Source organism: Variovorax ureilyticus, assembly GCF_050632185.1.
GTDB lineage: Bacteria > Pseudomonadota > Gammaproteobacteria > Burkholderiales > Burkholderiaceae_C > Variovorax > Variovorax ureilyticus_A.
This window is the reverse complement of the sequence record NZ_CP192579.1, coordinates 3,217,002-3,238,161: the sequence shown is the minus strand read 5'-3', so window position 1 is coordinate 3,238,161 and position 21,160 is coordinate 3,217,002. Positions and strand designations below refer to the sequence as shown.

Annotated in this window: 23 protein-coding genes and 1 pseudogene; 11 read left to right on the top strand and 13 right to left on the bottom strand. The window is 62.1% G+C overall.

The window, feature by feature from the left end:
• Window positions 1–29 precede the first annotated feature (29 nt).
• Window positions 30–1,259, bottom strand: coding sequence for an FAD-dependent oxidoreductase (locus ACQ858_RS15980; protein ID WP_431273657.1), 1,230 nt, complete (start codon window positions 1,257–1,259; stop codon window positions 30–32).
• A 343-nt stretch (window positions 1,260–1,602) separates the two neighbouring features.
• Between ACQ858_RS15980 and ACQ858_RS15975 the strand changes: the two genes are divergently transcribed.
• The 8 genes and pseudogenes from ACQ858_RS15975 (at window position 1,603) to ACQ858_RS15940 (ending at window position 10,609) form a co-directional block, all read left to right on the top strand.
• Complete coding sequence (locus ACQ858_RS15975; RefSeq protein WP_431273656.1) at window positions 1,603–2,418, top strand: GSU2403 family nucleotidyltransferase fold protein; 816 nt, start codon at window positions 1,603–1,605, stop codon at window positions 2,416–2,418.
• Between the two features lie 122 nt (window positions 2,419–2,540).
• Window positions 2,541–2,729: a DUF1778 domain-containing protein gene (locus tag ACQ858_RS15970; protein ID WP_431273655.1), complete on the top strand. Its 189-nt coding sequence runs from the start codon at window positions 2,541–2,543 to the stop codon at window positions 2,727–2,729.
• Between the two features lie 558 nt (window positions 2,730–3,287).
• A complete protein-coding gene (locus ACQ858_RS15965; RefSeq protein WP_431273654.1) occupies window positions 3,288–3,848 on the top strand; it encodes a T6SS immunity protein Tdi1 domain-containing protein in 561 nt (186 codons plus the stop codon).
• A gap of 125 nt (window positions 3,849–3,973) precedes the next feature.
• On the top strand, window positions 3,974–4,705 hold the full coding sequence (locus ACQ858_RS15960; protein ID WP_431273653.1) for a hypothetical protein: 732 nt from the start codon (window positions 3,974–3,976) through the stop codon (window positions 4,703–4,705).
• Window positions 4,706–4,720: 15 nt separating this feature from the next.
• Window positions 4,721–5,647: a DUF2971 domain-containing protein gene (locus ACQ858_RS15955; RefSeq protein ID WP_431273652.1), complete on the top strand. Its 927-nt coding sequence runs from the start codon at window positions 4,721–4,723 to the stop codon at window positions 5,645–5,647.
• Window positions 5,648–6,649: 1,002 nt separating this feature from the next.
• Window positions 6,650–7,539: pseudogene (locus ACQ858_RS15950) on the top strand (restriction endonuclease).
• A 12-nt stretch (window positions 7,540–7,551) separates the two neighbouring features.
• Window positions 7,552–7,740 carry a hypothetical protein gene (locus ACQ858_RS15945; RefSeq protein WP_431273651.1) on the top strand — a complete coding sequence of 63 codons (189 nt, stop codon included), beginning with the start codon at window positions 7,552–7,554 and terminating at the stop codon, window positions 7,738–7,740.
• Between the two features lie 850 nt (window positions 7,741–8,590).
• Complete coding sequence (locus ACQ858_RS15940; RefSeq protein WP_431273650.1) at window positions 8,591–10,609, top strand: alkyl/aryl-sulfatase; 2,019 nt, start codon at window positions 8,591–8,593, stop codon at window positions 10,607–10,609.
• Between the two features lie 306 nt (window positions 10,610–10,915).
• On the opposite strand, the gene ACQ858_RS15935 is transcribed toward ACQ858_RS15940, so the two are convergent.
• The 8 genes from ACQ858_RS15935 to ACQ858_RS15900 all read right to left on the bottom strand — a co-directional run bounded on the left by ACQ858_RS15935 (window position 10,916) and on the right by ACQ858_RS15900 (window position 15,511).
• Window positions 10,916–11,218 carry a type II toxin-antitoxin system Phd/YefM family antitoxin gene (locus ACQ858_RS15935; RefSeq protein ID WP_431273649.1) on the bottom strand — a complete coding sequence of 101 codons (303 nt, stop codon included), beginning with the start codon at window positions 11,216–11,218 and terminating at the stop codon, window positions 10,916–10,918.
• A 353-nt stretch (window positions 11,219–11,571) separates the two neighbouring features.
• Window positions 11,572–11,841: a hypothetical protein gene (locus ACQ858_RS15930; RefSeq protein WP_431273648.1), complete on the bottom strand. Its 270-nt coding sequence runs from the start codon at window positions 11,839–11,841 to the stop codon at window positions 11,572–11,574.
• 130 nt (window positions 11,842–11,971) lie between these two features.
• On the bottom strand, window positions 11,972–12,514 hold the full coding sequence (locus ACQ858_RS15925) for an RNA 2'-phosphotransferase (RefSeq protein WP_431273647.1): 543 nt from the start codon (window positions 12,512–12,514) through the stop codon (window positions 11,972–11,974).
• Complete coding sequence (locus tag ACQ858_RS15920) at window positions 12,504–12,749, bottom strand: BPSL0761 family protein (RefSeq protein ID WP_431273646.1); 246 nt, start codon at window positions 12,747–12,749, stop codon at window positions 12,504–12,506. Before ACQ858_RS15920 ends, ACQ858_RS15925 begins: the two co-directional genes overlap by 11 nt.
• Window positions 12,749–13,303, bottom strand: a complete 555-nt coding sequence (locus ACQ858_RS15915; RefSeq protein ID WP_431273645.1) for an HAD domain-containing protein — start codon at window positions 13,301–13,303, stop codon at window positions 12,749–12,751. Before ACQ858_RS15915 ends, ACQ858_RS15920 begins: the two co-directional genes overlap by 1 nt.
• Before the next feature lie 138 nt (window positions 13,304–13,441).
• A protein-coding gene (locus ACQ858_RS15910) for an IS3 family transposase (RefSeq protein ID WP_431273081.1) occupies window positions 13,442–14,723 on the bottom strand; the annotation gives its coding sequence in 2 pieces (ribosomal slippage) (window positions 13,442–14,384 and window positions 14,383–14,723; 1,284 coding nt in all).
• A 47-nt stretch (window positions 14,724–14,770) separates the two neighbouring features.
• Window positions 14,771–15,067, bottom strand: coding sequence for an HAD domain-containing protein (locus ACQ858_RS15905; RefSeq protein ID WP_431273644.1), 297 nt, complete (start codon window positions 15,065–15,067; stop codon window positions 14,771–14,773).
• A gap of 258 nt (window positions 15,068–15,325) precedes the next feature.
• Window positions 15,326–15,511 carry a hypothetical protein gene (locus ACQ858_RS15900; RefSeq protein WP_431276878.1) on the bottom strand — a complete coding sequence of 62 codons (186 nt, stop codon included), beginning with the start codon at window positions 15,509–15,511 and terminating at the stop codon, window positions 15,326–15,328.
• A gap of 334 nt (window positions 15,512–15,845) precedes the next feature.
• Between ACQ858_RS15900 and ACQ858_RS15895 the strand changes: the two genes are divergently transcribed.
• The 3 genes from ACQ858_RS15895 to ACQ858_RS15885 all read left to right on the top strand — a co-directional run bounded on the left by ACQ858_RS15895 (window position 15,846) and on the right by ACQ858_RS15885 (window position 16,861).
• Entirely contained in the window at window positions 15,846–16,121 is a 276-nt protein-coding gene (locus ACQ858_RS15895; RefSeq protein ID WP_431273643.1) for a DNA-binding protein, read from the top strand.
• 98 nt (window positions 16,122–16,219) lie between these two features.
• Window positions 16,220–16,411, top strand: a complete 192-nt coding sequence (locus tag ACQ858_RS15890) for a DUF7706 family protein (RefSeq protein ID WP_431273642.1) — start codon at window positions 16,220–16,222, stop codon at window positions 16,409–16,411.
• A 282-nt stretch (window positions 16,412–16,693) separates the two neighbouring features.
• Entirely contained in the window at window positions 16,694–16,861 is a 168-nt protein-coding gene (locus tag ACQ858_RS15885) for a hypothetical protein (RefSeq protein WP_431273641.1), read from the top strand.
• On the opposite strand, the gene ACQ858_RS15880 is transcribed toward ACQ858_RS15885, so the two are convergent.
• From ACQ858_RS15880 to ACQ858_RS15865, 4 genes are all read right to left on the bottom strand, one after another.
• Complete coding sequence (locus ACQ858_RS15880) at window positions 16,858–18,036, bottom strand: hypothetical protein (protein ID WP_431273640.1); 1,179 nt, start codon at window positions 18,034–18,036, stop codon at window positions 16,858–16,860. The genes ACQ858_RS15885 and ACQ858_RS15880 overlap by 4 nt on opposite strands.
• Window positions 18,037–18,099: 63 nt before the next feature.
• On the bottom strand, window positions 18,100–18,759 hold the full coding sequence (locus tag ACQ858_RS15875; RefSeq protein ID WP_431273639.1) for a hypothetical protein: 660 nt from the start codon (window positions 18,757–18,759) through the stop codon (window positions 18,100–18,102).
• 55 nt (window positions 18,760–18,814) lie between these two features.
• Window positions 18,815–19,096, bottom strand: coding sequence for a helix-turn-helix transcriptional regulator (locus tag ACQ858_RS15870; RefSeq protein ID WP_431273638.1), 282 nt, complete (start codon window positions 19,094–19,096; stop codon window positions 18,815–18,817).
• A gap of 183 nt (window positions 19,097–19,279) precedes the next feature.
• Entirely contained in the window at window positions 19,280–20,791 is a 1,512-nt protein-coding gene (locus ACQ858_RS15865) for a tyrosine-type recombinase/integrase (protein WP_431273637.1), read from the bottom strand.
• Window positions 20,792–21,160: the final 369 nt, after the last annotated feature.

Genomic DNA, 21,160 nt, shown 5'->3' with positions numbered 1-21,160 from the left:
ATAGGGTGCTCCTCCGGACGCCCGCGGCTTCAAGCGAGGGGAGCCGGTCCGCTAGGCTCGTTGGATGGCAGCGCAGGTGCGTGCGCCGTCGCTCCAACAGTACGGGACCTTGCGGGCGCCGCCAAGCTGCGCTTCATGAGCCAAGGTACGCCAGGGATGTGCAATCCCGTTGCGAATGCCACATCTCGCCAAAGTCCCTGGCCTTGTGCCTGGAAGCATGGCGTGAGCAGACGGCTCAGGGTCTGGAAGCCCTGGGAACGTCGAAGCCGTCGCGACGAATACGCCCGCGCCGCGCCCGCCACCCCGTATTGCTCCACTGCATGAGCGAGTGCGAGGGCGTCCTCCATGGCCAAGGTCGTTCCCAGTCCGAGCTGCGGGCTCATTGCATGGGCCGCGTCGCCAACTACGCATAGGGGGCCGCAGCCCATGGAGCGCGGCCAGGTATGGCGATACTTCGCGAACGCCAGGTCATCGTGGTGCCGAACCTGGCCGACAACAGGCGCTGCCTCCGGCCACAAGGTAAGGACATGACGCTTCCATGAGTCCAGGTTGCCTTCCCTCCAGTTGGCGTAGCGGTCGCCGCGGATGCTCCAGAAGAAGGAAAGACGAACGACCTCGCCTACAACCTCAGTGGGCAGGAGGCCCATCATTTCCGAGGTGCCTCTGAACCTCTGCAGCAGCAACGACGGATGCTCCCAGGCAGATACCCAGAACTGCCCCCACAGGGCGCCCCATCGGTAAGTCCTGGAAGGGCCGGCGATGCCGGTACTCTCTCGCAGGCTTGAGGCCGCCCCGTCGGCGATTGCGAACAGGTCGAAATCCAAGGAAGCAGTCTTCGTTGTCGTCCTCGCAAGGCCCTCGACGACGGTGAGGGACTCGATTTCGCGGCCCAGGGAAAAGCGAACGCCGGCGGCTTGTGCTGCCGTGTGGAGGACGCGAGCGAGCGCTGCTCGACCGACAGCCCGAGCGGGGGAGTCCTCATAGTCGATGTCGACCACGCGCCAGCCTCGGTGGGTGGTACCCAGAAGTCGTGCAATGGGGACACTGACCTCATCGAACTCTCGCCGCACACCTAGTTCTCCGAGGGCGCGAAGTCCTTGGGGCTGGATGAGCAAGCCAGCGCCCAGCGGCTCGAGCGTTGGATGCTTCTCGAAGACCTCGACGCGATGGCCTAGCTTGGCCAGCGCGATGGAGGTCGCCAAGCCGGCGGGACCGGCGCCGGCGATGCCGATGTTGAGTCTTGTTGACGGTTGGTGCATGCGGCTCGGACGATGGGTCAGCATATATCAGCCCAGGAGCGAGGAGCGCGTCTGGCGCGCGCTCGGCCGGCTGGCCTGCAAGCACGGAGTTACCCACTAAAATCCAGTTTTATTGGGTAACTCCGCGATGCCATCACTGAGGCCCCTCTTTCGCGTACAAGAACTGGCGTTCCGAACGCAGTACGCTGAACTGAAGGAGCGTAGTTCGTCGGGCGAGCCTCTGCTTCTTGGTACGCCCGGTACGCTCGTCAAGCGCGAGGGAACAGGCTATTCGTATTGGTACAGGGTCTACTACCCTGCGCCAGGGAAAAGGGCGGAGCAACTGATTGCCAAGGATGGCGACTTGGACGCGCTTGCCGAGGCTCAGCGGCAGATTGATTTTGCGCAGTGGGCTAACGCGCAGGTCCGCAATCTTCGGACTCTCGGTTTTCAGATGGCTGACAAGGGCGTCGCAAGCGTCCTAGTCGAGTTGCACAATCGGAACATGCTTGATGCGGGTCTCGTGCTGGTTGGAACGCTGGCTTACATGGCCTGGCTCAACGAACTGGGCGCAAGAGCAGTTGCAGTTCGAACCCAGGATGTGGACCTTGCGACACGCAAGCACCTCAGGTTGGGTGCGCCGCAGTCATTCCTCGATGCAATGGCAGCGACGAAGCTGGGCTTTTCGCCCGTGCCGGGCATTCCGAGCCAGGCGCCCTCGACGTCTTTGAAGTTGAAAGGGCGAGAGGGCCTTCGCGTCGACCTCCTGGTCCACGGCAAGGAACTGGGTAAGGCAGTCCCCATCCCACAGTTGATGTGGCACGCCGAGGCCGTACCGTATTTCGACTACCTGCTGGAGCAACCGCAACCTGGCGCATTGCTGGCGGGTGGCCACTGTATCCCCTTGATGCTGCCTCGGACCGAACGCTTCGTCTGGCACAAGCTCTACTCGAGTTCGTCGCGCAAGGGCTTTCCGGAGAAGGCGGAAAAGGACCTGGTTCAGGCCGCCACTCTGGCCGCAATTTTGGTTGAGCAGCAAGACGAGGCAATGGTCGACTCGTTCGGCGAGGTGCCAACCGGCATGCGAGCGGTCGTGAGGAAGCGATTGCCAGGCCTGCGCCGGGCGCTGGGCAGTCATCCGCAAACGCTTGAACAATTTGAGATGGCGCTTGCTCCATGAGTCTCGGCGTAGGCCCAACGACCGGATGCGGGCCATAGACCAGTCATTCGATGACAACGCCAAAATCGTTGTAGGAGGCGGTCTCTCGGGCCCGCGTCCTCCAACCCGTGCATACTGCGGCCATGCACGACGTACTCCCCGACCCAGCCGACCAGGTGCTGTTCAGCGTCGACGCGGAGCAGTTCTGCCAGTTCGCCGCGATGCTCAATGCCCCTCCGACGCCAAACCCCGGGCTGCAGCGCTTGATGAAAGTGCAGGCTCCGTGGACCTCCGGTCCGTCTGAGAGCCCAGATTCGGCGGGACAGCGATAGCTGCGAGCACCCCCTCGCTGACACGAATCGGGCCATGAGCGGACGGTCGGCGGTCTTTGCGGCGTGGTCGCGAACCCGAAGGGGTTGCTCTCGCGCACCCACGGCATGCTTCAAGACGCCTCTTCGCACGGGGGCATTTGTTCGCGTATTGTGTGAGCAGCATGAAAGTCAGCGAACTCACCGAACTCCTGAAGGGTTACGACCCAGATGCAACGGTCGTCATCTGCGACAAGTCGGACTTCGTCCGTGCGGGACTGATTCGCCCGCTCACATATTCTGAGCTCCGTCCGATGCAGTTGGGCGAGGTCGTCGAAGACTGCGGCCGATGGACTTGCCGGTGGAGCGAGCGACCCATAGATTGCGACGTCGACGGCCCATTGACTGGAATTTGCCTTGGGCCAGAGTAGCTGAGCCGATTCGACAAGTATTGGCTCAAATCAGCTCACACTGAGCCGATTCTCGCGGCTCAGGGGCCAAGAGGCCCGCCGGACACGAACAGCGCACGTGCGCTATGGCACAGTTCGGGCCAGGAGCGGACCTAGCGCAGGCCTGTCCAAATTGAACGCTGAACGCGTTGCCTTCCTCGACAACAGACCGGGTACATTTGCCCGCAAGCAGTCATTGACAGGTACGTCTCGCATGTCGGTCGCTTGGTCTTCGCTCACCTTTGCTCCTCCGCCTGAGGCCGTTCAAGAACTCGGTGCGTCGTGGGGGTGGCTCCTTCGCGAGCCGTTCACGCCAGTGCTCTTCTCGTCGCTCGGTGATGTGTTTATCGAGCCGGATTCCGGTGGCGTCTGGTGGCTGAACACCGGCACAGCCGAACTGACACGGGTGGCCGACTCCGTCGCGCATTTCGAAAGCCTTCTGAGCTCGGAGCTGGCGGACGAATGGTTCCTGCCGAACCTAGTCGGGAAGCTTCACGCCGCCGGCAAGGTGCCCAGACCTGGCGAGTGCTATACGTTCGTCACCTTGCCGGTTTTCCGCGAAGGGAAGTACGAAGTCGAAAACCTCAACCCGGTCCCGGCGCGCGAACACTACGGACTGACTGGTTCGATGCACAAGCAGCTGCGCGGTGTGCCGGACGGTGCACAGGTGCAGGTCAAGGTGGCCACGTCGTGACAACCAGTGTGTCCCCGCAGCGGGCAGGATGCGGGCCAACAGCAGCCGGTCGACGCCGAGGCAGAACTCGGCACGAACAGACATTCCGGCATCCATTCCAACACACGCAAAACTGGAGCATCACCATGGCCGGTCCCAGGGACGGTCTTTCTATGACGAAGGTCAACTACTCCGAACAACTCGGTATCGAACTTGGGCCTCTCATCGACGCGGCGCTAGCTGAGCGCGTCAGCGCCGAAGCAAGGCGGGCCCTGAGCGGAAACCAACATGCGGTTCAACTGTTCTACGCGGGCCTCCTCGGTACCCTGTATCGCGCGAAGGATGCGGCTCAGCACCTCGAGGTATTCAAGTCAGCTTGGGCGACCGAGCCGCGTGCGACACCTCAGGAGCGAGCGACGCAAGAGGAAGTGCTATTCGGCGCCGTGACTGCGGCAGCCTCCGCGGTAGAGAACCAAGTCTTCGCCGGCTTTGTGTTGGTTCAATCGACTCTGCAAGGGGGCTTCTCGAAGGGTGAACTCAAGGCGTCGCGAGAAAGGATGGTCAGGGCAATCGAGGCTGAGGCGCGGACCGCGGACCTGGGCAGATTTCTTCGGAGCAGCTTTGCTGACGCGGACTGTGCGGCCCTCTACGAGCTTCGAGACTTTCTCGTTCATCGCGGCAAGCTTCCTCGGAATCATTGGGTGGGCGGGCCTCACCACGGGACAGTCACCATCGCGCGCAACGTCAAGGACGACCCTGCAGTTTGGCTCACCAACCTAGCCATGAACGACGCAATGCTTGATAAGCCAGTGGCGTGGGCCGAGCGGCACCTTCACCAAGGCCTAGCCCTTCTTGAAGCGGCCCTAAAGCTGTTCTGAGGGGCCATTCAAAAGATGAACACAGCCTCGATTGCTTTTGCGCTGGCGCGGGCCGCTGGTGAAGCTATGGACGAATTTGAATCCGGCGAGCCGGATGAAGTTTTCCACTACACAGATGCGGGTGGCCTCATCGGAATCTTGGCCGCAAAGGGCGAACTTTGGGCCACTGACGTCCGCTGCATGAACGATGCCAATGAGATGACGCATGGGAACGTCCTGCTCCAGAAGGCCATTGAAGAACGCCGAGGTGACCCGGCCTGCACTCTTCTGTCTGGTCTGTTAGAGCATCCTGCGTTTCTCTCCGGAATAGTCTTCACAACGTCGTTCAGTTCGGAGCGCGACCTACTCAGTCAGTGGCGGGCCTATGCCGACAACGGCGCGGGGTTCGCCTTGGGGTTTCGGTCTGCGGGGTTGAAGGAGCTTACGTTGGACGGCAACAGGGTGGTGCAATCGCTGGTTAGAGTTGAATACGGTGCGGATGTTCAGAGACTACGCGCGCAGCGGCTTGTCAACGGCATTCTTGAAAAGCTCGAACCCCTGGGGCAGCGTACGCTCGATGCACAGGACGAACAGATGCTGGCGACGGCTCTCGGTCTTGTTCTTACAGCGGCGTCGGCAGCATCAAAGAACTCCGGCTTTGAGGAGGAGGCAGAGCATCGAATTGTTCTTCGCTCGCATCAAGACCCTCTCTTGGCGCTCGATGCGAGCCCCTCGTTGACGATGCCCGTATGTCAATTTCGTTCGGGGAAGTACGGCATCACGCCCTTCCTTAAGCTTCGCTTTCCCGATGGGATGCTTACGCGTGCGCTGAGTCGCATCGTGATGGGTCCAAGGGTTGCAGCGCCTGATTCGGAGCAGAAGGTCAGAGCGCTCTTGGCCAACGCAGGCGTGCAGAACTGGTCGACGTTTCCCATCGAGCGGGCTATGACTAGCTATCGATGATGCCAGTCGGTGACAGGAGGGCCCACCCCGGCGCGAGCGCGGACGTACTTGTCCAGAAGCAAGTCATGGTTCACCCCAACGAGCAAAATGCGGGCCACAACCGGTCAGTCGGCTTTGACGCAGAATTTGCGCAACAGACATCCCCACAAGCTCCATGAACTTGCTTGCAGCCGTCACCACCGGACTTTGCGCCACGTTGTTCCTGGTCGCCGAGGCCCACGCTCGTCGGGGGCGTCACGGCAGTGGCGAAGACCCGTTCCCAGAGCTCACTTACTACGTTGGCATCGTCCTCCTGGGGTTGTTCGTCCTCGGTGTGCTTGGCGCCGTCTGGAATCGTATTCGTCAGCCATCCAGGGATTCGAGAGCCCGCCAGGACGCCGCCCGGCGAAGAGCCGACAAACGTGCGGCACGCCGGGAGAGCAACACGGCTCGACGCCGGTAACGGAGCCAGGAGCGGCCGGTCGGAAGAGCCGCAGAATTTGGCCAGCAGCAGGCCCTGTAGGCCATACTGAAAGACACCATGCTTGCATGTCCAATCTGCGGCGCCACCACGCTGAAAGCGTATTTCGCGAAGTGCCTCACCTGTGCCAGTTGCCATACCGATTTGACGAGCAACGTGGGGACCGTAACGACGTGGGAGGGAATCATTGGTCTCTTCCTCCTCTGGATACCTCGCACGCTCCTATTTCAGCTTTTCGGGAGCGCCTGGTACGTCGATTGGGCAATCTTCTTACCCTTGTTTGTCATAGTCCACTTCGCCTTGCTGAGCGCGCTGGTCGAGCTTGTTCCCGCGCGTTCCAAGTAGGGCGCGCCGGAGTCCGTGGGCGTGTGGCACAGTTCGGGCCACAACCGTAGCCAGAAGCGGCCACTCGGCGTCGTCGAAGAATTTGTGCCGGATTGCGGTCTTTCGCGGCAAAGGCAGGGCGGAAGTGTCGAATCCGTCACGTTCGCCAGGAAGTGCCTTGAGGCAAACTGCCGACGTTTTTCACAACCTTCCACGCCATGGCACGACGAAGAAAGAGCAGCTTCGCGGAGGATGTCATCGACCTAGTCGCAATGCTTCCCTGGTATGTCGGCTTTCTCGCCGCCGTTGTTTCGTATCTCCTTCTGCATAGCGTGGCCACCTCCGCCGTTCCGGTGGTCACGAAGCCCGGAGATATGGCGAGCGTCATGACTGGTGCAGTCTGGCGAGGCCTGGGCAATTTCGCCCAGTACGTCATTCCGCCTCTATGTCTTATAGGCGCGGTCGCATCCGCATGGCGCCGCCGCGTGCGTCGAAGCCTTGTTGACAACGTGACCGCCTCACCGGCCTCAAGCGTCCTGGAAGGAATGACTTGGCAAGAGTTCGAGCTGCTCGTTGGAGAGGGCTTTCGGCTGCAGGGCTACAGCGTGCTGGAATCCGGAGGCGGCGGAGCAGATGGCGGCGTCGACCTGGTTCTGCGGAAGGGCGGCGAGAAGTTCTTGGTTCAGTGCAAGCAATGGCATGCCTTCAAAGTGGGCGTGCAAGTCGTGCGCGAGCTGTACGGCATCATGGCCGCGAAAGGCGCGGCCGGCGGCTTCGTGGTCACGTCGGGCCAATTCACGCAGGATGCGAAGGACTTCGCCAAAGGGCGCAACGTCACGCTGGTGGACGGCCCGATGCTGCACAAGATGCTGCAGCAGGCACGAAGCTCTCGCCCCGCTCGAACTCCGTCGGGGCCGCCAACGTCCCGACCCGTTGTGAGCAAGGCTACTGTTAGCGCTCAGACACCTCCGTCGTCGGCCGCAAGCACAGTTCCTGCATGCCCAAGATGCTCGCAGCCGATGGTCCGTCGGACCGCGAAGAAGGGGTAAACGCGGGGAACGACTTCTGGGGGTGTTCGGACTATCCGCGGTGCAGAGGCACGGCGTAGGCCGCCATCCAGGTGTCGGCCTTCAAGTCTCTGGGGCTGATGTTGGGCGTCTACGTCGCCTACAGCGTCGTCACCGGCGCCGTCTATGCGAGGCATCGAATGCGGGGTCGCACCTTTCGTCGTGAAGACGAGCCGGTTGCGTATTGGTCAGCCATCGTGGCATATGGGGCGCTCGCACTGATGCTCGTGTTCATCTTCTGACCTCATTGGCTTGGAGGCTTCTAGGACAGAATTCGGGCCATGAGCGGACGGTCGGCGGTCTTTGCGGCGTGGTCGCGAACCCGAAGGGGTTGCTCTCGCGCACCCACGGCATGCTTCAAGACGCCTCTTCGCACGGGGGCATTTGTTCGCGTATTGTGTGAGCAGCATGAAAGTCAGCGAACTCACCGAACTCCTGAAGGGTTACGACCCAGATGCAACGGTCGTCATCTGCGACAAGTCGGACTTCGTCCGTGCGGGACCGATTCGCCCGCTCACATATTCTGAGCTCCGTCCGATGCAGTTGGGCGAGGTCGTCGAAGACTGCGGCCGATGGACTTGCCGGTGGAGCGAGCGACCCATAGATTGCGACGTCGACGGCCCATTGACTGGAATTTGCCTTGGGCCAGAGTAGCTGAGCCGATTCGACAAGTATTGGCTCAAATCAGCTCACACTGAGCCGATTCTCGCGGCTCAGGGGCCAAGAGGCCCGCCGGACACGAACAGCGCACGTGCGCTATGGCACAGTTCGTAGCCATGAGCGGACATCGGGACCAGCGACCCGATTGGCCTTCAAAGAAGCCCACCAGGACCATCGGTACGGTGAAGCGCGAATGAAATCAGCACTAGCGGGCAACCGGCCTTGCACCAACGTGCAATGGCGGTGATTGCGTGGCGCGTTTAACGTAGACCGGCAATCTTTGAGCGGAGAGCAAATGCGTTAGCCCGCCGCGCCGGGATTCTGTGCGCACGTTTTCCGCCTATCGACCAGCAGGTTCGAAATCGCCGCGGCCCAACCGGCTGTGTAGCGCCCTCCCGGTCCATCTCTGTCGACATGAAAGGACTCGAAACCATGAAGGCCAAACTCCCGCTCCTCGCTTCCAAGATGAACGGAATGTGGCGGCGAAATCGTTTGCTTCTATGGACCGCAGCGGTTTCAATCGGATTTCTGTCGTCGCTCGCGCAATCGCAAGAGCAACCAAAGCCGGCCACCGACGCCACCAAGGCGGCCAACGCCAAGCTGCTTCAGGAACTGCCCTTCAACGACAAGACATCCTTCGAACTCGCGCACAAGGGCTTCGTCGCGCCGCTCCCGCAGAACGTGCTTACAGGTCCCAACGGCAATCCCATCTGGGACCCGGCCAAGTACGGTTTCATCAAGGAAGGCATGGCTGCGCCCGACACGGTGAATCCGAGCCTATGGCGACAGTCCCAGCTCATCAACATCTCGGGTCTCTTCAAGGTTGCGGATGGCATCTACCAAGTGCGCAACTATGACCTGTCGAATATGACCATCGTCGAGGGCAAAAGCGGCATCACGGTGATGGACCCTCTGGTCTCGTCGGAGACGGCCAAGGCGGCGCTCGACCTGTACTTCCAACATCGCCCCAAGAAGGCCGTCGTGGCAGTCATCTATACCCACAGCCACGTGGACCACTACGGCGGAGTGCGCGGCGTCGTGAACGAGGCGGACGTCAAGTCTAAGAAGGTGAAGATTTACGCGCCGGCCGGCTTCCTGGAGGCCGCTGTGGCCGAGAACGTGATGGCAGGCACGGCCATGAGCCGCCGCGCGAGCTACATGTACGGGAACCTGCTGCCGCCCAGCCCCACGGGCCAGGTCGGCGCGGGCTTGGGTACGACCACCTCAGCCGGAACCGTCACGCTTATCCCGCCCACAGACATCATTGGCAAGACCGGCGAAACGCGCACCATTGACGGGCTCACCTACGTCTTCCTGTATGCGCCGGGTAGTGAGGCGCCGGCTGAGTTCCTCTTCTATATCAAAGAGAAGAAGGCGCTGAACTCAGCAGAGGATTCGTCGCACACCCTGCACAACACCTACTCGCTGCGCGGCGCCAAGATTCGTGAGCCGCTGCCTTGGTCCAAGTACTTGAACCAGGCCATCAGCATGTGGGGAGGCGATGTGCAGGTGATGTACGGCATGCACCACTGGCCGGTGTTCGGCAACAAGCAGGTCAACGACCACCTGGCCCAACAGCGCGACATGTACCGTTACATCAACGACGAGACGCTGCGCATGGCCAACAAGGGCATGACCATGACGGAGATTGCCGAGCAGTTCAAGATGCCCAAGGCGATTGCCAGCAACTTCTCCAACCGCGGCTACTACGGCTCGGTCAACCACAACGTGAAGGCCACGTATGTGCTGTACCTGGGGTGGTTCATTGGCAATCCGGCCACGCTGAACGAGCTGCCGCCTGAAGAGACAGGCAAGCGCTACGTGGACATGATGGGCGGCGCCGACAACCTGATGAAGAAGGCCAGGGAGTACTACGACAAGGGTGACTACCGCTTCGTGGCGCAGGTAGTGAACAACCTCGTGTTCGCGGACCCGAACAACCAGGCCGCAAAGAACCTTCAGGCCGATGCGTTAGAGCAACTGGGTTATCAGGCCGAGAGCGGCCCGTGGCGCAACTTCTACCTGACCGGGGCCAAGGAACTGCGCGAGGGCATCAAGAAGCTCCCGACGCCGGACACGGCTAGCCCGGACACCGTGCGCGCGATGGACACGGAACTCTTCTTCGACTACCTGGCGATGCGCCTCGATGGCGAGAAGGCCGACGGCAAGACCATCCGCATCAACTTGGACTTCACCGACCTGAAGAAGAAGTACGCATTGGAAATGGAAAACGGGGTGCTCAACCACACCGAAGGCCGCGTGCTCAACAACGCGGACACCAGTCTCACACTGACGCGAGACACCATCAATAAAATCCTGCTCAAGGAAACTACTTTGAAGGATGCGGTTTCGTCAGGTGCGGTCAAGGTGCAGGGCGACCAGGGCAAGCTTGATGAGCTAGTCTCGTACCTTGACAACTTCGACTTCTGGTTCCCTATCGTCACACCATGACGACAGGTTGCCGGCGAGAACGCATAGCGCGCCGGCAACTATTTGCTGAACGGCGATGTGTTATCGAATGCCGCCTGCTTTCTCCGACACTCTAGGTTTGCTCAGAAAGCAGAACTGGCGTGCCAACGGGAGGTCCGCTTTCGAGGAGTTGCTAGTTCCGCTTTGGAGCACACACCGGCCGGTCGACGCAGCCGAAAGCAGCCGCTCGCGCAAGGAGGGAATGGGCACTACCCGGACATCTATCGCGCTTCAGACCGGACAACATGCCGTGGTCGCGGCATGCCGCGCAGCCGGCCGTCATGTCTTTCAGCGCAGTTTGCCGGTCGGCGTAACCCCGAGTGCTCTATCGAGCTCCCGTTCGTCCACAATCCGCCCGGCGGCAAGGTCCGCGAGTCCTTCCAGGGCTTCGCCGACCAGCACCAGGTTCGCATGCTCGGCTTCCAAAGCGTGGTAGTAGTCCAGTCTGCGCGCATCCACGAGCGCTACATAGCCGACCCCGTTCCTTGTCAGCAGCTTTTCGTTCCCACGAAGGACGACGTCATCGGCCAGTTCGGCCAGTCGGGCGCGCGCCTCGCTGAGCGGCACTACATCACTTGCGCGGATTGACATGGGAGTTCCTCGAAGAAGTCAACAGATAGCTGCCCAGGAGCCGACTTGAACTTTGTCGTCAATCGGAGGGCCCGTGCTCGACCGGCAGGTCGCCCATGGCTATTCGCGGCACTGGTAACAGGGTAACGGAGGTAACAACTCAACAACTCAAGCGCGGGACGCGAAGGACTCCGCAGCGGCAGGATGAGCGGACGGCCACGGAGGCCGGCACCGCCATCAGCCGATGCAGCCCAGCATTTGGCGGCAGGGGAACATCCAGTAGCACGGCGAATTTCCGAAAGGTCATCTCATCGACGATGAAGAGCACCTGGAAGTCGACGCCGAGCCATGTTCCGGACTGCCGCTCCCGCACATCAACCTCCGCCGTTGCTGCTTGCCGCGGTGATGGCACGCTGCGCCCAGTGCAGCGTGGCCGGACCGCTGAGATGCGCATCGGCGGCATATCGACGCTCGGCGAGTGTGGCGGCGAACTCCACATCGTCGCGACACAAACCGAGTGCGCGGGCTCCCATTGCCGCCAGTTCAGCGCAAGGATGGTCATGCACCCGGCGGATGACGTCTGGGTGCAGAGCTGATAGCAACGCGTAGTAGGCAGCATCGAACATCACGAGCGGTCGATTCATCTCGCTTGTCCACGGAGACCGCGCATCGCGCATTAGGTCACTTGCAATGCGCAGGTAGCGCTCTTTCCGGGCGGCTAGTTCTGAGCTCATTGCCGAATGCCTCCACTACACCTCCCGTGGTGTTGCGACGTCATGAATGCCGGAGGTACCGCGGCGGTACGAAGTCGGTCAGCCACACTCCGTTCTCCGAGAGCTGAAATTTCCGGCCGTCGCGATGCATTGAGTGACTGTCGACCACGAGCACGACCGCCGGCCCGCGCCGACCGCCGACCGAGAGCGCGGTCTCTTTGGTGGCAGACAGGTGCACTGCATGCCTTGTCATTGGCAGCAAGCCGTCTCTGAGAATCGCAGCAACGTGCTTTCGAACGGTGCCGTGATAGAGAACTGACGGTGGCGGAATGTCGAGCAGTCGAAGTTCAACAGGAACTGAATGACCCTGCGCCGCTCGAATGCGGCCGCCATCAGTTGATAGCACGAAGCGCCGCTTGTCGTTGGTCGCGACAATCTCCAGGAGCTCATCCAGCGAAACAGGTTCACCGTGCGCTTCTGCGCCCCTCGTCAAATCGGCGACATGGCACCATCCCTGCGGGTCCAGCGTCAGCCCCCAGCGGGCCGGGCTATGCCGTAGAACTTGGGCGAGTCTTCGCGATTTGCGAACGAGCTCAGGCCGCATCGCGCCTATCTTTCGCTACGTTGTTCGCAGTCACGGAACGACTCGGGATACGACCACCAAAGCGGGAGCGCGTCGGCGTGAGTCGCATATCAGCGATGTTCGGATAGTGCCGCAACAAGCGCATGGCATGTTCCCTCAGTTGCGCATCGCTCAGGTGTGCGTGGCCATGGGCCAATTGTTCTAACAGACGGCGAGTTTCGATGACGGCTCGCGTGTGCTCGCTAGGGACGGTCATCAACCCGCCCCTGCGCCGGTATGCATCGCCGCCAGCTTTTCCCTGAGCTCCCGAAGAACGTCGGGGTCGCTGATACCCATTTCCGCGTGGGACCGCACGAGTTTGCTGCGACAACAGTCGGGCCAGCCCTCGTCGTCGTCGTCGATGGCCAGCCAATCCCGCGGTTGGCGGCGCTGAACATCTTCCAGGACTTGGATGCCTCGGGGCTTCGCATCGAACGAGCTGGCATTCATCTCGCGATGGTACGTGGCACCGACGACGCGCTTGCGCAGAGCGTCTGGCAGCCGGCGCACTGCCTTGGAGTAGGAATAGTGGCGCACCCAGCTGGTCGACAGGACGATGCGAACGGAGGGGTACGGGACGAGGACATCAACGAGTAGTGCAGTGTGTTGGAATAGCACGAAGCTGGGGTCCGCTTTGATGTATGCGCCTCGGCGCGGATGCCACCAGACTTCGTGATGGTGTGCGACACCATCGAAGTCCAAGTAGATGAGAAGCTCGTCTCTGCCCGCTGGCGGGCGCGAACCGCGGCTCTCAGAGGACGTCGTCGTCATGTCGAAGCTCCCGGGCCGCCAGGCGTAGCCGAAATGCGGCTTGCAGCATGTCGTATTCGATATCGGTGAGCCCGAGACCTGGGGCGCAAAGGACGATGAACGCTCGACTGATGTTGCCCCTGTATTCCCGGCCCCGTCCTATTCGCAATAAAGCGCCTGGTCTGTTGATGGCACCTGGCGCGCGCGTGCGGCCTGTTGCCGCCTGAACTCCCGAGGCGAGCGCATTTTCAGCGATGAGTGCGGATGCACCTCGTTGAAGTGCTCGAAGGCGGCCGGCAACTGCGACAACACGGTCTGTGCGTCACGCAGGTCCATGCGCGCCACGTAGTCGCGTTTGAAGGTGTTGACGAAGCTCTCGGCCATGCCATTGCTCTGCGGGCTGCACACCGGTGTGTTGATAGGCGTCAGGCCCAGCGAACGTGCCAGCGCCCGCGTGTCCGCCGCGATGTAGGCCCCGCCGTTGTCGCTCAGGAACTCCAGCCGATGCCCCGCCGGGAGCGCCTCCACCGCCCCGAAGCGCCGCTCCACCGCTTCGATAAGCATCTCGCGCACCGGTTCGCCCGGCAGTCCCTTACCTTCCCAGGCCCGCCATGCCATCACCTCCCGGTCGCAGCAGTCTTTGGCGAAGGTGGCCGTCACCGTCTGGCCCGAGTCGCATTTGATTTCCAGGCCATCGGAGCACCAGCGCAGGTCGCTGCGCGCCACAGCCACGCGGCCTTCGTGCGTGCGGGCCGACTGGCGTCGTCGCGGCGCCTTGGGCAATAGCAGCCCGGCCTGCGCCATCACACGATAGACGCGCTTGGCATTGACCCGAGCATCGCCCCTGGCCACGCGCTGGCGGTTCACCAGGGCGCAGGCACGCCGGTAGCCATAGCTCGGCAACTCGGCAATCTCCTGCCGCAACTCGGCCAACAAGCCGGCATCGTCGCTGGGCGTGCGATGCGCGCGCCCGTCCTTCCAGTCCTCGTCGCGTCCCAGCAGGTCGCGCATATGCGAGCGCGCCAACCCCATCGTCCGGCAGACCGTCTTCACTGGTCTTCCCCGGGCAACAAGGGCGAGCGCGCAATCCACTTTTTTCCGCGGCGTACTCCACGGCTTCCTTGAGGATTTCGTTCTCCAAGGTCTTCTTACCCAGCACGCGCTGCAGCTTGGCGATTTCCGCACGGGCGGCTGCGAGTTCGGATGCCGGCACCACCGCTTCGCCTGCAGAGACGGCCGTCAATGCCCCTTGCCGCTCGAGCTTGCGCCACTGGAACAGCAGGCTGGCAGCCACGCCTTCCTGTCGGGCCACGAGGGAAACACTCATGCCCGGCTCGTAGGTGCGCCGCACGAGCGCTGCTTTCTCCGGGAGGGACCAGCGCCTGCGGCGCTGGTCTTTCAAAATCACCTCTACCGACTCCGTATGCCTAGTCGTATTCATAGTCCTATTCCTATCTGAAAGATAAGCGATAGGACGGGACCGGAGAATCAGGGGGCTATCTCACGACTGTCCGGCGGATGGGCTCTGACGAGGCCGGTACCGGACAAATAGTCGTCCAGCACGACCCAGTCGTCCTTCGCTTCGGGATGCGCCCCAAGCCATGCGCAAATCTCGTTCCAACGCAGGTCCGGCTTCGGACCTTTTGGCGTTGCGCAGTCCTCATGCAGGTTTTCGACGACAAAGCCAAGCCCTACCCGTTCAAGGACTTGACGCAAGGTCTCGTCGTCGAGAATCCACCACCACGATGTGGTCAGGACGTACAGCGGCCGAAAAGTCTGGTCCAAGCGCGCGAGAAGCGAGCAGGCCAGGGGTCGAAGAGCGTGTCCCAGAAATCAGCGCTCCAGTCAATGTCCCCTCGCCGGCGGCGAGGCGGGCTTGTGCGACGTCATAGCCGCCGTAGGCCGTGTCGATGACGAGTACGTCATCGATGTCCAGAAACAGAATGGGTCTGGGTCGGGAGCCAGCCTCTTGAGGAACCGCCGAGACCGAGGGTGCGTTCGCGACGAGGGCTTGCCCGGCCGCCAACGGCTCTTTGGATTCGTTCATCGGGTTGGTTGATGCGGCGGTCGTTCGGGAGAAACTTGGTATCTGTGCGGCCCCCACTCATGAGGCAACGCCTTTGCAACTTGCTTCAGGTCCTGGGCACTCGGGTAGTGCTCCAGGAGCCGCTTTGCGTGCGTCTCGAGCAGGTCGAGCGAGACTTCACGGAGTGCGCCCGTGGCCAACATGTCCAGAAACTCACGAGCGTTCGAAACGGCCTCTACGCGCTCGTTGGGCTCAGTGCGAATGAACGTCGCGGAATGCTGCATGAGTAGGTCGATGAAGTTCGGGCGCCTGGGCCTGAGTTTTCTGAGGGGATTCACGCCATTTCCCTGCCAGCGTTGTCGGGCCTCGCAATGTCGCTGGAGTAGCGAACGGGTCGGGTCTCGCCCGACAGTGATTGCGCCGGTTGGGCTCTGAGCGATGGCTGCATCGCTGGATGTTTTCAGAGGGCAAGCAGGCAGGCAAGCAATTTCGATTACACCCCGCGATGGGCGCGTCATCGAGTGATGGCTACACGTGATGCAGACGAGGTCTGCATTGCAAAGGCCATCGATGACGGAATCAAAAGGACAGACCTACATCACATTGGAACAAGTACGTGAGGCCTGCATTGCCTTGCTCACGCAGGGGAGGCGGGTAGGCCCCGTAAATGTCCGACTGCAGCTGGGCAACCGCGGCAGTTACGCGACCATCACGCGACATCTGCGGACACTCGGGTTCGCGGCGCCGAGCCCGAGGGGCAGCAAGAAGGAGGGGGTGACACAGGCTGATGGCTCACGCCAACTACCTCGCTGATTTGCTTCGCTCGGCTCTAAAAGGCTCGCGGTGCATGGTCAGCTGGGAGGTGCCTATACGTTGTCCCACCACCTTCAACTCATTTGAGGAACATCACCATGGATACCAACATACCCATTGACCTGAACCTGCCCGAGGACGAGGCCTACGCAATGGCGGAGCTATGCAAGCGCTTGTCCTGGCGCGACGCCCGGGACCTCTCGGTCGACGACCGAGAGGCACGGACGATGCTGCGAGCCTGCGACCATGTTCGCATCGCTCTCGCCAAGGCGGGATTTTCCGTCAGGTAAGGGCGCGCCCCCGAACCTATTTAATGTTTGATACTTCGAGCCCGCATTCGTGCGGGCTCTTTTCGTTGTCGCGTGCAGCCCATTTCGTCGCGTAGTCGCTTCGATTTTGTCGACGAAATCGCGCAACGGAGCTCGGTCCCAAATGCCTCGAGCACTGAGGTCAGGAGAGCTAACGCTGGCGCGCTTCATCAACTTTTCCGAGAAAGTGCACAGTTCCCCGGGCACGCTGGCAAACACTCCTCGATGCCACACCGTTGTGGCGCACATTGACGAGGAGTACTGATGACCCAGCCCAAGCAGACCCCGATGACCCGAGAAGCCGCGGACCGCATCCGCGTCCACGAGGCCAAGAACAACAACGGCAAGATTCCCGCGGGAGGATTCGGAGCCCGCGCCGACCGCGTGGTGCAGCAAAGACAGGCGCGCCAGGGCGGCAACAAGTCGCGCTAGGAAGACGTGGTGTCGTCCTTTGCCGGGGGCTGAGCAGCCTGGAGCCGGTACGCCTGCGCATATCGGCTTCGCAGCTGAGCCTGAACCTCATCCCAACCGGGCCTCGGACCGTCGGTGCCGGCACGCAGCAGGGCACACAGGAACGTCAGCAGCCGCGCGGCATAGAAGCGGCTCCGGAGGGCTGGAGCGCCGGTTGGCAACCGGACCGCCCCGAGCACCGGCCCGAGGGCAGCCGCCGGCATCACGGTTCGTCTGCAGCTCGACCATTTGCGTAGCAGGTCGTGCGCAATGGGGCCTTTGCCATACGTCGACCGCCACTCGAGTTTGGCGCTCAGCTCCCCGAGATTGCGGCAATCAGAGGCGTCGCAAACTTCCGAGAGCCAGTGTCCGATGGGACGATGTCCAGGCAGCAGCAAGCCGTCGAGGGATGTCTCGGGAGGCGGGCTCGCTTGAGGGTTCGAGGAGCGGCATTCGAGCCAGGCGACGGTTTTGAGCGCAACCTCTACCAGCGCGTACAGCATCACGTGCAGCGACGGATTGAGCTCCACCCACGCGGCGACGTCGGCTTCGAGGAGCGCGGCGACATGCGCTATTGCCGCGTCGGGCTTCCGGGCAACGGCGAGGGCGCGGACGTGCAGTGCGTGGGCGTCGCAGGCGGCCAGGCATCTGCAGACGTCTTTCAATGCTTCGTCCGAACCGTTTTGTAGTCCGTCGAGGACCGTTTGCCAGCCCGACCTGGGGTGAACGCGTTCGTCGTGTGCGGCGAGCGCTCCTAAAGTGACGTCCGTCGGCGCGGCCGGCGCCAAGTGCCGCGCAATCAGACTTCTGGTTGTCTTGGACGGTCGGTGCTTCCCGGCTGCAACGTAGGCGACTTGGCGCAGCCTTTGGTGCGCGAGGTCGGCCCACTTGCGCATGCCCGCATCGAGGCTCACGTCAGCCACCGCCCTTGAGATGGTGTCGGGATTGAAAGTGAAATGGGTCGAGACATGCACCTTGAGCTCTTTGCCAAAGAGTTCCAAGGGGTGTGGCAGGTCGAGGCCCGGATAGGCGCTGACCGGGATGCCTGCGATGGCGTTGAACGCCTGTGGTGCGCGGGGTCGGCGCGTGGGGGGCGGCGGCCCGGCCTGTTCGCTGTTGGCTGTACGAACAGGCTGCCTGCTTCGTTGCGGCTTCATCGGGGGCCAATGTAGTGGCCGGCATGAAGCCGCTCGCTCGTTCGCTCGCTGGTGAAAACCGTCCTAGTCGTCGAGCGCCGCACGCTGCTCTGCAGTGGGTTCGAATTTGTCGTCGTGGTCCAGCTTATGTTGCAACCGCTCGAGCAGTTCGGCCTCGACGTCATCCGAATCTCCGCAAATAACGCGCTCGTCGCGCGCTTGCTTGAGGATGGCGGCGACGGCTTGGGCCAAGGTCTTTCCTGCCGGCCACAACTCGCTCAAATCGGACATGGCGAGCCACTCGTCCGTCGACCAGACCGGCCAACAGGCTCCAAAGTCCGCGAAATCTCCGCCCAGCGTCGCGAACAGCCTTTCCAACTCGTCGTAGGCCTCGGTGGCGTCGTCGTCAAGCATGCCGGCGTAGTTGTTGCCATCCCAATCGATGCTGTGACCGTCGTACACCCGTTGCAGCAGTTCGATGGTGTCCTCATCTGTGAGCAGGGTGTGCAATGCGACGCCGGAAGCGTTCGCCGGCAGTGCCCACATCTGGGTGCGGCCGTGCCACTCGGCGGCAGGGGATAGGTTTTCCCAGGGAGCGCGGGTTTCCAAAGTGCACACACCATCCTCGTCGAGCAGCAGATAGGCGTTGCCCATCTGGCCTTGCCATTGCTCGAAGAGCGGTGCGTCGCTGTTGTCCAGGTTCTTGAAAGCTTGGGTGTCGATGGTGATTTCGTAGATGGTCATAGGTTGCTTGCGACTGGGAGGAATGCGGTGATTCGGAAGGTGGGTCTCGGGCGTATCAGGCCGCAGCAATCAACGGCTGCCCGTCGTTGGTTCCCGCGCGGTCGATGGAAGCTGCACGGGCGGCGCGTCGGCGCTTGGGAGGCTCCCAGTTCATCTGATTGGCCAGCGCTTCGCGAAGCCAGCGGTGGACGACCGGAGCCGCCCACTTCTTATGCTTTCCCAAAAGAAGTCCCGGCGGGAACTTGCATTGGGAGACGAGCTTTTCCAGGGTGCGTTCGCTGACGTCCAGCAGGCCGCAGACGTCTTGTTTGGTGAGGAGATGGATATCGTCGTTCATGGTCATGGGTCCGGAGTGGGTGAGACCCAGTGAAGCGAGCTCATTTATGCGTTCAGGAGGCCATGCGCTTTAGGTGCCGAGAGAGGCTCCAGCTCAGGGCACCGGGCTCCGGACGAGCGCAGCGCAAAAAGCCCACATGGCACGAGCCATGTGGGCTTGAAGGGCGCGTCTGCGCCTGCAGCTTCAGGCCCGCTTGCGCGGCCTGAAGGCAAGAACGTTCGAGTTCTGCGCCGGCGCGAGGGAATCTCTGGCCGAGGCTTTCGGCTCGTCACGTGCCGGGACAACGCCCCATGCAGCCTGGATGACATGCAACCGCTCCTCGTGGAGGGGGTCTGTCGACCCCGTGTGCGGGCGGGTCGTCTCAGCAGTCTTGGCGGACGCTGTCGATGCCGCTTCCGGGTTGTCGGCTCGAGCCTCGACCGACACCTGCGTCCCTCGCCGCTTGGCCATGCGCTGTTCCGTCACGTGCGCCATCCGCTCGGCGCGCTTGGCGCTGATTCGGTCGCCGGCCTCCGGATTGGTGGTCGTCGCCGGGGCTTGCCATACGCCGCCATTCTTCGAGGCCGCATCCAGGACTTCCTGCATGTCGCCGCCGGCAAGGTCCACGTAGAACTCGGCCGTCTGAATCGTCGTGTGTCCCAGCACCTGCTTGAGCTCGTGCGCGCCAAGGCCACGGCGCACCCAGTCGGTCGCGCCCAGGTGGCGAAGGTCTCTGAACTGCAGCGCGAGAAGGTTGGCTCTTTGCCGCACGCGTGTCCAATTCATCTTGACGGCGTTGGCGCTCAGCGGAAACACCTTCCCGGAGGGGTGGCGGGGCACGTTCGCCAGGATTTGCTGCACGCCCAGTGACATCTTGTAGTTCTGCTGGCCCGTCTTCGTCTTGAGCATGCCGTTGCGGTTGGCGACATCGAGTTGGTCCCAGCGCATGGCCAGCAGGGTGCCTTTGCGCAACGTCGACTCCTTGGCCATGGCGACCAGAGGAAGGAAGTACGGGTTGTCGCATTCCAGCAGCGCGTCGGAGAGCGCCTGCTTTTGCGCCTCCGAAAGCGCGACGAAGCGACGCTCGGATTTCCCCAGCTTGATGGGGTTGCAGGGGTTCTCAAAGTCGCTCCAGGACCACTCCTTGATGGCGGTGTTGAAAACCACCTTGAGCATCGCGATTTCTTTCTGGATGGTGCTGTCCGACAATCCTTCGGTCTGCATCGCGGTGGAGAACCGCCGAATGTCAGCCGGGGAGATGGCGCTGCAGCGCTTGCCGGCGAGTTGCGCGATGGTCGTGTACGTGCGCTCGCGCTTGGCACGACGAGCGTCGTTGTGCCGCTGCCAACCGTCGGGCAACGCCTTGCGATGGTGCTCGGCGATTTCCCGGCCGCCCAGGTCGTTGCGCACGGCCTTGAGCAACGGCATGTTCACTGCCTCGAGGTAGTGATTGATGCGATTGAGCTCCGCGTCGACGCCGCCCTTGGTGATGGAGTACTGCCGCGCATAGTGGTCGAGCGCTTGCGCGAGGGTGGCGACTTTGGGGCCGCCGAGGACCGGCCCATGCTCGGTGTTGGCCTCGGCGAGTATCTTGGTGGCCCACTTCTTGGCAAGGTCGTGCTGGTCAAAGTCCTTGAAGGGGCGAGTGCCATTCTTCAGGGTCACCTGGATGCGCCATCTGCCGCGGTACGGGAAGGGTTTTGCCGGGTTAGCCATGGCGGGCTCCCGACTTCAGGGTGTTGCCCTGCGCCGTCTGGCGAGTGGTGGTCCGTGTCTGCGTCGTTGTCATCGGTCATCTCCGAGAGTTGAGGGGATGACGCGTGAAGCGGAAAACTTTTAGCCACGGCGCACTCGAAAGCGTGTGAGCGGCCCAAAGGACGGTCGCGGTGGCCTATGGCGCGCAGTGCCGAAGCATGGCGTCCTCGACCGCAGCCAGGCGCAGGGGTACGCCTTGACCGTCCGGACCGAACCGCATGAGCAGCGCTATCAACCGCGCTATCAAATGCGCGCGAAAGCCGTGCCGGAGCCGGAAAAGACAAAGGCCTCCGCGAGGGAGGCCTTTGAAATCAAGCACTTACGTGCTCT